The sequence below is a fragment of the Halobacterium sp. DL1 genome (assembly GCA_000230955.3).
GTDB lineage: Archaea > Halobacteriota > Halobacteria > Halobacteriales > Halobacteriaceae > Halobacterium.
Genome location: CP007061.1, coordinates 74,417 through 89,418, shown reverse-complemented (window position 1 = coordinate 89,418; position 15,002 = coordinate 74,417). Strand labels below are relative to the sequence as shown.

The 15,002-nt window shown below is 58.5% G+C and carries 18 protein-coding genes; 5 read left to right on the top strand and 13 right to left on the bottom strand.

Translation table 11 applies throughout. The annotated features are described in order from the left end of the window. Positions 1-8: 8 nt before the first annotated feature. Both HALDL1_00385 and HALDL1_00380 read left to right on the top strand, forming a co-directional pair. Positions 9-629, top strand: coding sequence for a cell division control protein Cdc6 (locus HALDL1_00385; GenBank protein ID AHG05505.1), 621 nt, complete (start codon positions 9-11; stop codon positions 627-629). Between the two features lie 564 nt (positions 630-1,193). Next, positions 1,194-1,646, top strand: a complete 453-nt coding sequence (locus tag HALDL1_00380) for a hypothetical protein (protein AHG05504.1) — start codon at positions 1,194-1,196, stop codon at positions 1,644-1,646. On the opposite strand, the gene HALDL1_00375 is transcribed toward HALDL1_00380, so the two are convergent. The 6 genes from HALDL1_00375 to HALDL1_00350 form a co-directional block, all read right to left on the bottom strand. Further along, a complete protein-coding gene (locus HALDL1_00375) occupies positions 1,647-1,745 on the bottom strand; it encodes a hypothetical protein (GenBank protein AHG05671.1) in 99 nt (32 codons plus the stop codon). It abuts the gene before it with no gap. A gap of 112 nt (positions 1,746-1,857) precedes the next feature. Further along, a complete protein-coding gene (locus tag HALDL1_00370; protein ID AHG05503.1) occupies positions 1,858-2,205 on the bottom strand; it encodes a hypothetical protein in 348 nt (115 codons plus the stop codon). An 801-nt stretch (positions 2,206-3,006) separates the two neighbouring features. Next, positions 3,007-3,945 carry an LtrC gene (locus HALDL1_00365; GenBank protein AHG05502.1) on the bottom strand — a complete coding sequence of 313 codons (939 nt, stop codon included), beginning with the start codon at positions 3,943-3,945 and terminating at the stop codon, positions 3,007-3,009. Between the two features lie 88 nt (positions 3,946-4,033). Beyond that, positions 4,034-4,381: a hypothetical protein gene (locus tag HALDL1_00360; protein AHG05501.1), complete on the bottom strand. Its 348-nt coding sequence runs from the start codon at positions 4,379-4,381 to the stop codon at positions 4,034-4,036. A gap of 69 nt (positions 4,382-4,450) precedes the next feature. Further along, the gene (locus HALDL1_00355) at positions 4,451-5,452 is read right to left on the bottom strand and encodes a hypothetical protein (protein AHG05500.1); all 1,002 of its coding nucleotides are present in this window, start codon (positions 5,450-5,452) and stop codon (positions 4,451-4,453) included. A gap of 123 nt (positions 5,453-5,575) precedes the next feature. After that, positions 5,576-5,797 carry a hypothetical protein gene (locus tag HALDL1_00350; GenBank protein ID AHG05499.1) on the bottom strand — a complete coding sequence of 74 codons (222 nt, stop codon included), beginning with the start codon at positions 5,795-5,797 and terminating at the stop codon, positions 5,576-5,578. Between the two features lie 70 nt (positions 5,798-5,867). On the opposite strand from HALDL1_00350, the gene HALDL1_00345 reads away from it, so the two are divergent. From HALDL1_00345 to HALDL1_00335, 3 genes are all read left to right on the top strand, one after another. After that, positions 5,868-6,122, top strand: a complete 255-nt coding sequence (locus tag HALDL1_00345) for a hypothetical protein (GenBank protein ID AHG05670.1) — start codon at positions 5,868-5,870, stop codon at positions 6,120-6,122. Positions 6,123-6,283: 161 nt separating this feature from the next. Then, positions 6,284-6,514, top strand: coding sequence for a hypothetical protein (locus HALDL1_00340; GenBank protein ID AHG05669.1), 231 nt, complete (start codon positions 6,284-6,286; stop codon positions 6,512-6,514). 158 nt (positions 6,515-6,672) lie between these two features. Continuing rightward, entirely contained in the window at positions 6,673-8,037 is a 1,365-nt protein-coding gene (locus tag HALDL1_00335) for a restriction endonuclease (GenBank protein ID AHG05498.1), read from the top strand. A gap of 27 nt (positions 8,038-8,064) precedes the next feature. Here HALDL1_00335 and HALDL1_00330 read toward each other — a convergent pair whose 3' ends face one another. The 7 genes from HALDL1_00330 to HALDL1_00300 all read right to left on the bottom strand — a co-directional run bounded on the left by HALDL1_00330 (position 8,065) and on the right by HALDL1_00300 (position 13,964). Beyond that, positions 8,065-8,934 (bottom strand): hypothetical protein, encoded by an 870-nt coding sequence (locus HALDL1_00330; GenBank protein AHG05497.1) that lies wholly within the window; start codon positions 8,932-8,934, stop codon positions 8,065-8,067. Then, positions 8,931-9,881, bottom strand: coding sequence for a hypothetical protein (locus HALDL1_00325; protein ID AHG05496.1), 951 nt, complete (start codon positions 9,879-9,881; stop codon positions 8,931-8,933). Before HALDL1_00325 ends, HALDL1_00330 begins: the two co-directional genes overlap by 4 nt. A 148-nt stretch (positions 9,882-10,029) precedes the next feature. Then, a complete protein-coding gene (locus HALDL1_00320) occupies positions 10,030-10,425 on the bottom strand; it encodes a hypothetical protein (GenBank protein ID AHG05495.1) in 396 nt (131 codons plus the stop codon). 444 nt (positions 10,426-10,869) lie between these two features. Beyond that, on the bottom strand, positions 10,870-11,361 hold the full coding sequence (locus tag HALDL1_00315; GenBank protein ID AHG05494.1) for a hypothetical protein: 492 nt from the start codon (positions 11,359-11,361) through the stop codon (positions 10,870-10,872). A gap of 105 nt (positions 11,362-11,466) precedes the next feature. Next, entirely contained in the window at positions 11,467-11,907 is a 441-nt protein-coding gene (locus tag HALDL1_00310; protein ID AHG05493.1) for a hypothetical protein, read from the bottom strand. A gap of 82 nt (positions 11,908-11,989) precedes the next feature. Continuing rightward, a complete protein-coding gene (locus HALDL1_00305) occupies positions 11,990-12,370 on the bottom strand; it encodes a hypothetical protein (GenBank protein AHG05492.1) in 381 nt (126 codons plus the stop codon). A 343-nt stretch (positions 12,371-12,713) separates the two neighbouring features. Further along, a complete protein-coding gene (locus tag HALDL1_00300; protein ID AHG05491.1) occupies positions 12,714-13,964 on the bottom strand; it encodes a pyrrolo-quinoline quinone in 1,251 nt (416 codons plus the stop codon). Positions 13,965-15,002: the final 1,038 nt, after the last annotated feature.

The window sequence follows — 15,002 nt, the reverse complement described above, 5'->3', positions numbered from 1 at the left end:
GAACGATCTTGAACTACTACGCAGATTTAGTTTTCTACGAGAACGTGCTTAGTGACGACGTTGTTCCCTTGTGCGCAGCTTTCACCGCCCAAGACACGGGTGATGCACGAATGGGACTTGATCTTTTGGAAACTGCTGGCGACATAGCTCGTCACGAGGACGCTGACCATGTTGTTGAAGAACACGTTCGGATCGCCCGCTCGCAAGTAGACCGGGCGAATACTGAGCGGATCGTTACCAATCGCCTGACTGTCCAAATGCAAACTGTGTTGGTTGCAACGACGTTTCTTGATGTCGACCAGAGTACGGACGCCAAAGTCAAAACCATCTATTCGTTCTATAAGGATCTCTGCGATCGCCTCGATATCGATGTGCTTTCTGAATCCCGTGTGCGGGATCATCTAGACACGCTTGATATGTTTGGGCTTCTCGAAACGGAAGAAGTGAATCTCGGTCGTCGTGGCGGGCGGTCGTATATTTATTCGATTGTGGATGAGCCACGAGTTGTCATCGAGACGCTCTACAATATGGACCGCTTCGAAAATCTCTTCGGTGACAGCGCCGAGGAGTTCCTAGACACGTATGAGGTTGACACACGTAGCGATATTCAGACAAAGCTCGGTCTGTAAGCACCAGATACACTTACAATCTGGAGAGCGGACCACCAGTCAAACACTTACAATTGGGGGTGTGTAGCGACCGTGAACTCTTACAATATGGGGGTCGGCGCTCGGTAGAACACTTACAATTGGGGGTGTGTACGAGATCCTGTTCTATCCCGTGATCTCTACGAGCGATACGTGAAGATCTGCGGCCGTCTCGACGCTGATAGCGTGAGTGAACGTCGTGTCCGTGACCACCTCTCGGATATGAATATGCTCGGACTGATCAACCTCTATGAACGGAACGAGGGGCTCTCAGCTGGTCGGTATCACGAATACGAGCTTGATGTCCCGTCGAAACGACACGTTTTGAAGAGCTCGCGAACATCATCCAGTCGACAGCCGACGATAACAATCTGCTTCAGTCGGATATCTCCGACTATTGAACGCAGTTTTCTGCGAGGCTAGATAGCTGATGAGGAACCGGATACGCATGTCCCCCCCACAAGTAATGTAGATCGAATGAGTTGGGGTGTGTAACGAATGACAGACTCGACGGATCCAGCCCCTCGTATCACGGATCTTTCGTCGATCGAGCCGGAGAACTTCAAATTCCGGAATACGCAATTTCTGAGAGCAGACGGCCATCACTACGACAATCCACACGACGAGTCGTTCCTTGAACAGCGAAAGGAGATCTGGCGAGTGAGAAACGGCGATCTCGAACGGGTTCTCGAGGAGTTCCCAACTGATCGGCCGCTTCCCGAACAGTGCGCGCTCTGGATACACGCGCTCGTAGGGAAACACTTCTTCCCGGATGCGAACCACCGTACTGCGATCGTTACATTGCGAAAGCTGCTCCGTGACAACGGGATGGAACCGGGAGAATGGTCGACGGAGCGGGTCAAACGGGTACGGGCTGAGTCACACGACGTTCGAAGAGAGATACCTCCCATCCATCTCGACGGGTTGTATGAAAAAGACGAACTGTATCGCGTCTGGCTTCAGTTCTTCGGCGAGGTCCTTCCTGAAGAGTATCGCTGATTACTCGTCGTCGTCGGTGTCGTTGTCTGCGAGCGCCTCGTACAGTTCCTCGTTCTCCTCGACGTCTTTCGCCATCTCTCGCTCACTGTCCCAGTTCATCGTATACCGTTATCTAGGTGTGCGTACAGTGAAAAGCGTATCTCTCCCCGAGATGCTCGTTAGTCGACGTCGACCGTGGCGTGTTCTCCTCGTTACGTCGACCGACTCACCGCTACTCACTTCTTGGTTTCCCGATGTACTCCGATTTCATCGTCCCATTTTCACGATAATAGCGATAGAGATACGGGCCGTGTATATCCGCGGGATCTCCGCTGGTGCACTTGCAACTGTCGTCGCCACAGGTGACTTTCTCTTTGACGACGGTTCCGTTGTCCCCGCTATCGGGCTCGTCGACGGGCTCGGCAGCCTCGGGCAGTTCGTCGGCGTCAACTGACTGGTCGCGATACTCGATGAGTGACTCAACGTAGCTCTGTATCTCGTAGAGTGTCTCTGTATCCTGCTTTGGGAGCCCTTCCGCGAGATACTTCGGGAGCGAGGTGGGTGGTGACGGCTGCTCCATGCCTTATGTAACAATTGGAGCCACTTTAGCCCTCAGATGCTACATAAGGTATTGGACTCCTTCCACCAACTGTGAGCCCTTCAGCAATTACTCCAGGTCGTAGGCCGCAATCTCGTGAGAGCCACACTGTGGACATTCAGCGACGTCCTTCTCCACGCTGTATCCACAGTGACGGCACTCGTGGTGCGCTGTCGATGACGAGTCAAGCCTGACGATCTGTTGAATGAACTGTTTACTGAGCATTGGTGGGGTCAACGATCTCGCCACAGCTTGGACATTCGGCCCACACGCACGGGTCACCGCCAGCAGTCTCATAGTGGATGATTGCGTGCCTACCCGTGACTGTCTCGCCGCAGAACGAGCAGTCGCCACGGACTGTCTCTGGGTCATCAGGTGTCATTCTCACGAGTTCACGGGCTACTTCGAGGGAGAGAGGGAGCGTGTGACACTGCTTTAGAGCTGGTCCGGTCGGTGAGACTGACCCAGCTTTGCTCCCTCTCTTCAAAATTAGAGACTCTGTGGCTTATAGTTCGGGCAAGCAGAGTGGAAGTACTTCTCCGAGGCGGGTGCCTGACTGTGAGTCGTGAGTGGCCATCACGCAGCTGTGGTCACTAACGACGATGTGTCGGTACCTAGGCTGTCCTCACCGCTGTCTGTAGTTTTCTGCGCCCCGTGGAATACGCCCTTGACAGAAATTAAGACGCTCTCGACGGAGGTGAGAATGCGCCTTCGCCCCTCTGCGGGCGCAGAAAACTTAACCAACGAAAGAGGGAGATCCCAGCAATCTGTTGGTTAACCAGTTTAGCGAGCAGGTGGCTCTTCGAGCACGTCGATGAGTTCCTCTGCCGTCCGACTGATCCGTCCAAGCCGCTCGCGAACGACCTCGGGATCGTCCGACTCCCAGGCTGCGAGGTAGAATGCCGACCCACTGGTGTCGAGTCCGCAGTAGCGCCCGACGACGTACGCGACGGCTTCGGCCTCGACTTCGCGTTTCGACCGCTCGGTGTCGTCGTCGACGTCGAAGTGGAGCAAGGCGTGGGCGTACTCGTGGATCAGCGTCCGCGCGAGGTCGGCCTCGTTCTCCCGATCGCGCACCTCGACGAGCGGCTGGACGTCGACGAGGCTCAGCTGCTCGCAGATACCCTTCGCCTCCCCGTGCGTCCACTCCTCGGCTGGAACGATCCGCACCGTCACGCCGATCTCGTCAGCAGCGTCGGTCAATTGGCTAACAAGGTCGCCGGCGTCCCCGGTCGCCTCTGTGTCGAGGTCGGGGAGCGGCTCACCGTCGGTCTGGGAGATGTCAAACACCGATGCGGGTCTGAATCCAACGAGTCCCTTCGACCACTCTTCAGGCGGTGTCTCGTCGTAGTCACAGTCACTGTTCTCGTGGTAGCTCGGCGAGTTCTCGCACTCCGGGCACTGTTTCGTGATGATCGGTGCCCAGATCCAGATGGCCGACTCGCCCTCCGTGACGTGGCGGTCGAACTCCTCCTGCCACGTCCGGTAGCCCGCCACCCGGCTCGCTTCTGGATACTGGCGCTTGATGAGGAGCGTATTCCGGTAGGAGTAGTCGTGGAAGCGACTCTGGACGTCGAGCCACTCCTGGAACTCTTCGCTGGCCTGCGCGTCGTCGACGCCGGCGACGAGCTCGTCGATCCACTGTTCGATCGTACTGTTCATCTCGTCGTCTCGCGTGTCGGTCTCCTCGAAGGAGACCGACGAGGTACTAGTCGTAGCCATTGTGTTCACCGAATCAAGTTCACGGCGACTGCGTCTGTTCAGGACGCGCCGCACCCCCTCTGGGGCGCACAAAAAACCGCTCTCGCGGTTACCGGAGTTCGTGGGGTTCGTCAGCGAAGCCGACCGTGACGAGGTACTCGAGGAACTCGTCGAAGCGCTCAACGTCGCTGGGCGTGTCGGTCGCGAGGTGCCGCGCCCACTCGATAGCCCATCGAAAGGCGGGATCCGTGCCGCCCTTGCCGTGAATGTACCACCACCGGGCCGCTTTCAGCACGACCAGCGGATTCGTCGGCGGCTGCTCACCGGCGAGCCCACGGGTGATGGATTCGATTTCGTCGGGGATATCGACAGGTTCGACCTCCGCTGATTGCGTGGTGTCGATATCGACCGGGATCTCGTCGATCGAGACGTTGTCGGGACTCTGTTGTTGACTCACTGGAATCACCTCTGAGGACTCTTGATGGAGCCCTCGCCCTCTCTGGGGCACGAAAAACAGGTCGCGAAGTCACGCCGGCGGGATGTAGACGCTCTGCTCGCCGGCGATTTCCTCCAGGTTGTTCCGGTGACGGTGACTGAAGTAGCACTCGTAGCTGCAGTATCCACAGATTGCGCCGGTATCGTATTCGGCGACGTACGGGCCGCGGCGAGTTCGCCAGACGTTCGCCCCGCACTCGGAACAGGCGGCGCCCTCGAGATCGGCAGGACTCGGTCCCTCGTACTCGACGTTGAGCCCCTCGTCTTGCGGTGTCGATTCGGGCCAGATTCCGTGGGTCCTCCAAAACTCACGGACGCGGGCAAGGCTGTGGCGCACCGTCTTTCGTACGGTGACGTGGTCGGCGTCGCGACCGCTGTCGTCCCAGCCGTCGGCCGTCCAGAATTCACCGAACTGTGCGCCACGATGCAACCCGTTCCAGTCGACGCCGACGATGTCGGCCGGTGGCTCGTCGGTGAGTGTCGGTCGGGTCAGCTGTCGAATGGAGTCGAGCTGCTTGGGCGGGCTCCCACCGAGGATGTGGACGCGCCGCCCTCTCCAATCGGCTGGGTCGGAGAACTCGTGAGCCAACCGGTCAGCATAGCCTCGCGAGTAGCCAAGGACGAGGTCCTCCGGAATCGCGTCGATCACCGATCGTGACTTCGGGACGATAATGAGCTCGGCCTCGGGGTAGCTGGCCTGAATCTCGCGAGCGGCGGCGACGTGGGCGTCGACGCCGTCGCATTCGTAGACATCGCCTATGACACCGACCCGAGGTTCGTGCTCGAAGAACCGATCAACGAATCGATCCAGATCGGGGTTCCGGAAGTCGTTGTCGAGCATTCCGACGGGGATATTCAGGTCCTGATACTGGGTCTGCTGGTATCCACAGTCCTCTCGGAACCCGGGTAGGAATCCGACCTTATAGGCATCCAGGGTGAACGGCGCTCGATGGAGGAAGGCCACGACGTCGGCTTGTCTGGCGGCAGCGATTTCACTAGCCGTGTTGGAAGTTGCACTCAGATCAAGGGACATGACTGGGCTTGCGAGGCCGCTGCTGGCCGCCCCACACCCATTCAGGGGCTCGAAAAACCGGGACTACATCTTATTAACCAACAATTAGTGATACAACTCTGGATTGTTGGTTAAGACCGGAATCTACTCCTTGTCCTCACGGAGCCCCCTAGCCTTCCACTCGAGGCGTCGCAGAATATGCGTCCGGTTCTGGTTAGCATTCTCGTAGGCGACGCAGGCTCGGAGCGTCTCCATGTCGTGAATCGTCGCGATACCAGCGTTGATGAGTCGCGTATTCGGGGGCTCGAGCCGCTGTTCTGGCGAAAGCTCGCTTGAGTCTGTTGTTTGACTATCTGGATTGCTCACTGATGATCGCCTCCACCACTACTGAGGCGACAAAATACAGCCCTCGCCGTTACCCGTCTTCTTCCTCGGGTTGGATCTGGCGGGCATCCTCTGCGAGATCATGGATATATTCCCGAAGAACCTCCATGTCCTCGCGAGCGTCTTCGAGGGTCTTGCCTTTCGCTTTCGCGATTACCTCGTCCTGATCCCTGGTACCGGTTCCACGTTTGAGCTTCACTGTGAGGGAGACGCCGACATCACTGCGTTCGACGTACTCCGTTCGTGTCGTCTGTTCGCTCGATTCAGCCGGTTCATCATCTGCACGAGATGGTTGGGTATGTTCTGACATGGGTTGCTTTCGGTGATTAGTATTTAGATGGACGGTGCGGCCGGCTCGCCGGGTGTTTCGCGAAGGACTGCGTCGATCTCGGCTCCGGTGAGTCGCCAGCGTCCAGCAGACCCTGCGCAGTCCAGTTGGCTCACGACCTCGGTTTTGAACTCTTGGTAGTGGTCGAGGGCGACCGCTTCGTCATCCGTGTAATCGAGCAGGAGGGCGAGTGCAAGTTGGGCCGGCCCGCTGCCACCATATCCCCATTCGAAGCCCGAAGGACTGTGATTCGCCAGCTCGAGACTCCGCTCTGGCGTGAGCTGTTCTTGGTCCGATTGCTTCTCGACGATGGCGCGGCCTCGACGACGGTAACCGACGTAGATGACGTCGGGATCAGCCGAGGTCCGTGACTGTACGTGTGAGCGTGGGTCGCTGATTCCACTCATAGGTTGGTTCGCGGGAGGTTCGTTCGATCACCCCCGCACCCCTCTCGGGGGTTCAAAAACAACACGAGGCTGCGTTCGGCAACGTATTTGACAGTTGCAACGTACTGTCCACATAATTCGGAATGGCTGTACTGGACGATCTCTCGGGGTTCGAGTTCGAGGATGTGATCGAGGACGTGTTCCGTAACCTCGGCTACGAGAACGTCCGCCAGGCCGACCGCACGGCTGACGAGGGTCGCGATGTCCTTATGGAGGAGGTCGTCGACGGAACGCGGCGTGCGATCATCGTCGAGTGTAAGCACACGGGGACGGTCGGACGCCCCGTCGTCCAGAAGCTCCACTCCGCCATAGCGACCTTCGACTTCGACGGCCCCAAACGCGGGATGGTCGTCACGACCGGCCGGTTTACGAACCCTGCTCAGGAGTACGCAAACCGCCTCCAGCAAAACGACGACCCACACGCAATCGAACTGCTCGATGGCGAGGACCTCCGGGAGATCGCCGACGAGATCGGCCTCGACCTCTACAACGGCCGCATCGAGATTCTCTGCGACGAGACGCTACGTCCCTACGATCCGGCCGCCGACGTCGACGCGGCCGTCGAGGTGGCATTTCGCGACATCGAGAACATCGAGAGCGCCGACCTCCCGGAACCACATTCGGCGGTGACGTTCCGCCCAGTGGTCGCGGTCACCGCGGACACGAACGCCGTCTTCGAGACGTCGGTGGGTGTCATCCACCGGATCAACGACCGGACGCGGTTCGTCGTCCACGCCGAACGCGGGCAGCCGCAGGTCGTCGACGAAGACGTCGGGACGCTGGTCACCGAGAACCTCCATGCGACGGTCGATCTCGACGCCGAGCAGTTCGGAGCAGTGTTCGACGACGTCGAGGAGAACCGGTTCGGCCAGACGCAGACCGAGTACAAGGAGTGGGCCGTCGAGCGGCTCCAGCAGCACCACACGACGACGGTGACCTACACCGGCGACAACAACGTCACATACAACAAGACCTGCGAGCCGAACCGCTCGGACATCTCCGTCCAGACGATCGAGCCGGTGTATCTCCCCGAGGTTCGGCACACCACTGACCTTCAGGAGTACACCTATCCTTACGAGTACTACGCAGCGGGTCCGTCCAGAGTGACCGCCGAGGACGGGATCCATCGGTGCGTCCACTGTGACACGAGCGGCGTCGACGAGCCGTACACGTATTGTCCGAACTGCGGGGCAATCTCCTGCGACAGTCATAGCAAGACCGAACGGCTTGAGCAGGAGCCGGTGTGTACGGGGTGTGCGGTCACCGAGCGATTTGCGTTGAAGACGAAGTACTTCTACGACGAACAGAACCTCAAGGCGTTCCGCGAGGAGTACGCGGCGATGCCCCTCCACGAGAAAGCGATGGAGAACAGGCTACTGGCCGGAGGGAGTGTGGTCGTGGCGCTTCTGGCGGTTATTGTCCTGCTCGCGGGTGGCGGCATCATCTAAGTCTGTACTCAAACATGTAGTACCTGCTCAGCGGCGTCGAACTGTATCTCCGTCGCGCTCGAGAATCTGCTTTGCGACTAGTCGATCAATCGCTTCATCGACGGTGTCTTCCTGGTCGTCCGAAAGTGCTCGCACATTCGCGAGAACTCTATCTCGAAGTACTTCGACGTTGTCGATCCCATCGTCAACAGCACCCAGAACGGTATATTCGACCTCGAACTCCGTCGCGAACTCTGCGATACGAGCGGTGAACTTGTTTGGGAGCCCCGACAGTGAGTTTACTGCCATCTCGATAGTGAATAGGGGATGCGAACGATCACGAATCTGCCGTGCTTCAGTCGTGCCGGTATTGAACGGTCGCTGTTCGTCGATCTCAGTGAGAATCAACTCATAGTCCAGCCCACGCTGGGCGTATTTCCGCATATCTTCGATGTCGCGTCGACGGCCACTCGCTAGATCACCGCCGGAAACCGCTTTCAGCAGGAACATATCCTCATCCGAGAGGATGAACGCTGTTACGAAACTCCCGGTCCAGAACTCTTCGGCCCGGTCGCGCATCCGGTCTGTGATCCAGACTTTCCCGACGATTTGCTGTTCGAAGATATCGATTCGAAACCCGCGCTTGTCGTGATGCAGTTCGACGGTTTTTCCGACGCCCTCGAACGACTCTGTTGGTTCATCGACAACCGTGAATCCCTGTGACGTGAGCGTCTGATAGACGTGTTCGAACTCAGAAACAACACCTACCGCAAGATCGATATCTTCGGTTTGGTCTTTCAATCCCCGGACCGTCATCGCAGATCCGCCGAGGAGATAGACCGTCACGGACTCCGACAGCCAGCTATCGAACTCCTCGAGGAATTCTTTGATCGCCTCGCCACCTTTGAATACCGTCATACTACACCGTACTGCTCTTTGAGCGCCATAAATTCTGATTCACTTGGAAGGACGACAGGGATCTCGTCCGAGTCTTCGACCCCTTCCTGAAGTGCCTGGTACATCGCAGCGACCGTGGTTTCCAGATCGTACCACGTTGCCGTGTCTGTGAGCGTTTCCTGGTCGATATCTAACGCCTCGATCAACAACATTGCATAGCTAACCCGGCGGGAGCCGCTATCGAGGGCGAGCGTGTGACACACCACTTCGCCCGGTGTGAGTTCCTCGTCGGGCGCATACCAGAACGCGGGTTCGCCGGCGAGGAAGAATTGCAGGCCGTACTCTGCAAACCGAGCAAGCCCGGTCAGTTGCCAGTCGGTGGCGGCCTCGAGTGCCTCTGTATCCTCGGCTGTCTGCACGCGGACGAGTGCTCGCTTCGGATCACACCATTCGACGGTCGCACTCGGTGCAAGTCCTCGGACGCGCGAGCGGTGCTCGTGCCGGACGACTGCACGAGCGAACGTCAGAAGCGGCGAGAGGTCCTCACTCAACGCGTACTCTGGGCCGGAGGGGGATAGCATCGCGCGATGCTTGAGCGGTGACAGCGCCTTGTGGACGCCTTGCCGAGTAATCTTGAGTCGCTCGGCAATCTCAGACACACGTCGGGGCTCGTCGAGATACCAGCATACCCGGAGTGTAGCCGGCGAGAGAAGGTCGGGCCATTCAACGTGTCCGAGTTCGGATCGAAGGGCCCGGTACGCTTCGACGACTGGGTGGTCTGTGAGGGAGACCTCCCGCTGGTTGTTTGCCCCACGGTGTTCGGCGAGCAACCCCGATTCGAGTAGCTCGTCGAGTACGTCGTAGAGATGAGTCTGCGAATACTCGGTTTCCATCGCGAGATCAGCTGCTGTTGCTTCCCGGCCGGTGCTCAACGCGCCGATGACGGCGAGTCCGGCCTTAGTGAGCATCTATGTCTACTGTAAGTGCCATACCTATAAATACGCTTCGTGATTTAGGTTGACGAAACTCGATTCAACAACGATTCGTCAATGCGATCTGCGACCGCAGTCTCTAATGATCTGTTGATTCACTATCTGAATGCTGGAGCGAACATCCCTAAGCCAGATGTGACACCTCGTCTGGCTCGTCGATGTCGTCGAACTCACCGTGCTTGACCGGTTCCCAGTCCTCGCTGGGTTCGGGACTCCACCAGTCGATCTCGTAGTCACCCGGTGCGCCGAGAATCTTCACCCTCGCCGATCCGTCAGGCAGGTCGCGTCGAAGTTTTTCGTCGACGTGGAGATTCCAGGTCGTGTCGGTATCGAAGCAGGCGAGGACAGCTTCCTCGTAGCCACGGTCCTCTTGCGGTTCTTGGAGTTCCACCTGTGTGTTGCAGTGCTTGCAGAACACGCCCTCGAAGGGGATGTGGCTGAACACCTCGTGCCCGCAGACCGGACACCAGAGGAACTCGAACAGTGCTTCGCTGTGGCGGTCGATGACGTCCAGGCTCATTTGTGGATCTGGCCCGTGTGATTCGGGCCACCCTTCCTGCCCCAGAAAAACGCGACCGCTGGACGTCTTGTGGCTTCAGCGTTCTGCAGCGTAGACGATCTTCGAACGAGCTTCGTAGCCACAGCCGGGGCAGTCGAACCAGCGCTGTACGTTCGCCCCGTCAGCTGCCTTCTCACCGACGAGAACGTCGTCATTCGGGCACTCAGGGCAGCTCAACTTGGGGGTTGGTCTGTCTCGAAGAGTGTCCCGAAAGACTGTCGCCTGCTTCGTCTCGAAGCCACGTGACCAGACCGGATAGCCGTCGACGAGGATTGCTGCTCGCCACTTGTACCGGTAGGAGTCCGGTCCACGGTGGAGAACGGCTCGGGCTCCAGTCTCGGTGTTTCGATACGCGAGCGACGGCGTTCGACTCTCCCGTGTCCAGTTTGTGATTCGGGGCATCGGTTAGAAGTGGACGTCGGCGGGGACGATCCAGAGGTCTTCACTCTCTTCGAGGAGTCGATCCAGCTGTCCACGATGGCGGATGCCGGTCGCGTGCTGATCGTACAGGAACACCGATGGCCCGTCGTACGCACCGACCTGGTGGAACGCGTGCCGAGAGAGGTTCTCATCGCGCATGATTTCCTCGTCGGAGAGTTCGTCGATGGCTTCCTTCACCCGTTCGAGATTGCGCTCGAACTCTTCTTTCGTCGCTTCCCACCCTTGGTCGAGTAGGTCCTGTCCATCGTCCGAGTCAACGGGGGATGCGGCCGGTAAATCGCCCCATCGAGCCTTGCCCGCAACCGTCGTGTTCTCCTCGTCGAAGGACACATAGTAGTCGAACACGGCGGATGAATGTGGATCCGCTCCCACTAGTCGGTCGAACACCGTCTTCCCAGTGGCCAACGCGTCGTTCTGTGTCGATGCCTCTACCAGTGCGTAAATGACCATGTGCATCGGTTTTCACCTTCGTCTGCCGACGCACGCGACTGCACACTGCCTCGCTACGTGATGCGCCGGCACCCATCGCCGGCGCTCAAAAAATAGTACTGACGATGCTGGCTAGACGTTCTCGATCTCCGACTGGCAGTCCTCCTCCTCGACGCTGATCGTCAGGTCTCCGCTCTCGTAGTCGGCCTCGAACTCAACTGAGAACGTATCCGAGTTATAGGCGGCGTGGTATGCACGATGTCGCTTGAGCGACCCGGTCGCCTTGAAGTGGAAGAAGGCAGCAGCTGTGTAGGGTTTGCTTGCTGTTTCGATTTGCGCTTCGACTGATGCCGGGAGTGCGATGTGCGGCGTGTCACTGTCGATTCCGGCGGCGAAGACTCGAGCTTCGTCGACGCTTGCTTGCGAATGTGCTGGCGTCTCACCGTTCAACACATTCACGGGTGTTTCCGTCTCGTCTGTGAATAGTACGTCTTCGAAGGTGTGAGTGCCAAGAATCGCGTCTGGGCTCAGCTCACACTCCTCAAACGGATCGTTCGATGGTTGTTCAGACATTAAATCACGAAGCCCTGAGGGCTCAGTCATTCAGCCCTCGAAAAACAGGACCTTCGCATCTCGCGGGGAGACTGATTTTCGGCTACTCCTCTATCGTTTTGAGGGTGCTGAGGTCCGCGTAGAGGACCTCGCCGTCGCGAACCACGTATCGCTTCGCCAGAACCGGGAACCGACACTTCGTGTACCCCGCGGTCTGGATGTCGAGTTCTTCACCGGATTCGAGATAGTTGGCCAGCTTTCGGAGGAATTCGTGAGTGACGAGACCACCTTCGTAGTCTGGAAGTCCATCCTCACGAGTTTCGTAGATCTCGAAGGCGTCGTAGCCCCAGATGATGAGCTCTCCTTCTTCGTCTACTTCCCAATTCAGGGTCCCGAAGCAATGTGCTTCGCAGAGCTGGCGGACTGCCTGTGCATCGGTTACGGTCGCGCCGGTCGACGCCGTCGCTGCTTGGAGTGTTGCCATTGTTAGTCCTCGAGGGCACTTTCCTACCCCCGCACCCCTTCGGGGGGAATAAAATCGACTGCGAAGCTCTGTTGAAATAGACCTTCCATGACAATCCGTTGAGACGGTGCTGAATAGAGCGCTCGTATCGGGAATGTCACACTTGTACTTTCCACATATTGTACTCCTTCCAGCACTGCGAGCGCTCTCTAGCTCTTTGCTTTCCTCGTTGCTGTCGAAGAGCAGCGAAGCGAACGTGGCACGTCCATCCCGTGAACGCGTCGGACTCACCATTTCTCCTGACGTTTCGATCCAGACAAAGCTCGTGTGCGATGCTGACGGACTCGCTGTTGCGAGACCCGGCTCAGTTGGCCAGTGCCACTAGTGTCCCGCCGCTCTCTCTGTCGAGGGTGAAGTCCCAAAGGACCGGAACGTAGAGCCGTCCGCCCGCTGCGACCGCGTCGTAGCCGATGTTACCGGGTTGTTCGCGTTGCCAGCGGACCTCCCCGTTCCGGCGGTCGACGGCGAACGTGTTCGCCGGCTCATCAAGTCCCGGCTTCTCAGTAGTGACGATGACAGACCGTTCGGTCACGAGCGGGCGAGTCCGGAGGAAGACGCCCTCCTCGGAGGCAAGGGAGACACGCCAGCGCTCGGTGCCATCCGCGGTGTCGAGCGCCACCAGCGCCCCGTCATCGATCGGGAGGTAGAGCCGGTCCCCGTCGGTCGAGACGCCGGCTGTCGATCGTACGGGGGCCGTCCAGCGAACCTCCCCGGTCGCGGCCGACAGCGCGTGGAGCCGGTCGCCAGGGATGTATGCGTCGCCATCGACCACGGTTGGGGTGTCGAAGTCGGTCTCTCCGGGTGCGTACCGCCACTCCGTCAGCGGGTCCCCAACAGTGCCGGGCTGGATGGCGACGACGCTCCCAAGCACCCGTGTCGTGTAGAGGACGTAGCCGCTGCCAGCCGCGGGGGCGGCCGTCGAGAATCGGTCGTCGCCGGTGGTGTAGGTCCAGCCTTCTTGGCCGCGCGTGTCGAGCGCCAGCAGCGTCTCACCAGTAGAGGCGAATACCCGATCATCGCGGCCGAGGACTGCCTCGTTCACCGATCCGGAAGTTTCCCGACTCCACCGCGGACTCCCGTCGCGGGCGTCGAGCGCGTACACCCCATCTAGGCCGCCGACGTACACAGAGCCGCGGTGGACGACCGGGGGACACCCAGATGACCCGCCGCCTCCACCCGGCAGCGTCCGCCGCCAGCGTTCTTCGCCGCCCCCGTCGAGGGCGAGCACTGTGCCAGCTTCGCCCGACTCCGGGGCTGGCCCGGCGTGAACGAACACTCGATCCTCGACCACGGCCGGGGAGGTCAGGCCACCCTCGAAGTTGACCGACCAGACCGGGTCGGGATCATCAACCCGGACCTCGGGGGCGAACCCCGCATGACCGGGTGTGCGACCGAACTGCGCCCAGCCGCGTTCCTCACCGGGAATCGGGTCAGTTGTCGTCTCAGTAGTTCGGGGCCAGCCTCCGCCGAACCGCTCGGTTGAGCAGCCGGCGAGGGCGGCGCTACTGGCGGCCCCGATGGTCGCGAGTAGTCGGCGTCTCGTATGGAGGGTCACTGTCACTACTGCTGTAGCCGAGAAAATAATGCTGTCGACAAAGTCAGAGGATTCCAACAGAACCGATTGAGAGAGAGGCTAAATCGGTGCTGTTCGACCGAGCCTTTCCTCAGGATTCGGCCTTGGTGTTTGCTTTCTCCGAAGTACCTGGCCGAGTGAGCAGTCCTACTTGTTCCAGAAGCGTCGTGGCCTCAACGACTCGCTCTCGGTCGGGAGAGTCCAGTTGCTCGATATCGATGCTGTTGAGGTTGCTGAGTGCGCGATGCAGTCGGTATCCTGGTGTGTCTCGCGGGTCCATCATGTACGCCTCCGCCGACTTCTGGCGCAGAAAAACGAAGCAGGTACGCTGATGTCTCCCGCTGAAGCCCTGCACCAGCCTTAACCAACAGACTTCGTGTAGGCATCCTGTGTTGGTTAAGGTGTTGTTCAACCGATTATCCTACTCGGGGTCTGGTCCGTGACGAGGTGACTGACACACCCGGCACTCCCACATTGGCTGGCCAGACCATTCGTCATCTGGGAGCGGCTCGAACTCCTGGAACTGATGTTCAGTCGTTCGACCGCACTTGCGACATTCAAGACGTGTTTTCGAGGGAGCGTTGGGTTGACGATTCTCGGACTGGTCGTCGTCGACGGAACGCTGAAGTGCAATCGCTGGCACTAACCAGACGTGTTAAGTTGCGAATGACACAGAATGTTCACGACCTATTTTCACAAGAAATCGCTAAGATATGATCCCTCAAACATGAGTACTCATCAATATTTATCTAGTATACCAATCCAAAATAGCCAGTTTAAGGTACATAGGCTTTGTTGAAATCCTATTGAACTAACACTTTTAGCAGTGACACAGCTGCTACGTAGATGTGGGAATTGGCTGTTTCTTGAGCGATTACTCACTTACAACCCGTTTTTTATAGACTAGATATGCTAATGGAAGCATTAGAACATAGATGACGGTAGTCATGGCTAAAAATAGCTCACTAGAATCTACTGCTAAACTGTAGAATAGACCGAGTCCAACGAGACCATATGCTA

Coding starts and splice junctions, on each gene's coding strand:
- HALDL1_00375 (AHG05671.1), bottom strand. CDS start 1,745: ATGAACTGGGACAGTGAGCGAGAGATGGCGAAAGACGTCGAGGAGAAC.
- HALDL1_00370 (AHG05503.1), bottom strand. CDS start 2,205: ATGGAGCAGCCGTCACCACCCACCTCGCTCCCGAAGTATCTCGCGGAA.
- HALDL1_00365 (AHG05502.1), bottom strand. CDS start 3,945: ATGGCTACGACTAGTACCTCGTCGGTCTCCTTCGAGGAGACCGACACG.
- HALDL1_00355 (AHG05500.1), bottom strand. CDS start 5,452: ATGTCCCTTGATCTGAGTGCAACTTCCAACACGGCTAGTGAAATCGCT.
- HALDL1_00335 (AHG05498.1), top strand. CDS start 6,673: ATGGCTGTACTGGACGATCTCTCGGGGTTCGAGTTCGAGGATGTGATC.
- HALDL1_00330 (AHG05497.1), bottom strand. CDS start 8,934: ATGACGGTATTCAAAGGTGGCGAGGCGATCAAAGAATTCCTCGAGGAG.
- HALDL1_00325 (AHG05496.1), bottom strand. CDS start 9,881: ATGCTCACTAAGGCCGGACTCGCCGTCATCGGCGCGTTGAGCACCGGC.
- HALDL1_00320 (AHG05495.1), bottom strand. CDS start 10,425: ATGAGCCTGGACGTCATCGACCGCCACAGCGAAGCACTGTTCGAGTTC.
- HALDL1_00315 (AHG05494.1), bottom strand. CDS start 11,361: ATGCACATGGTCATTTACGCACTGGTAGAGGCATCGACACAGAACGAC.
- HALDL1_00310 (AHG05493.1), bottom strand. CDS start 11,907: ATGTCTGAACAACCATCGAACGATCCGTTTGAGGAGTGTGAGCTGAGC.
- HALDL1_00305 (AHG05492.1), bottom strand. CDS start 12,370: ATGGCAACACTCCAAGCAGCGACGGCGTCGACCGGCGCGACCGTAACC.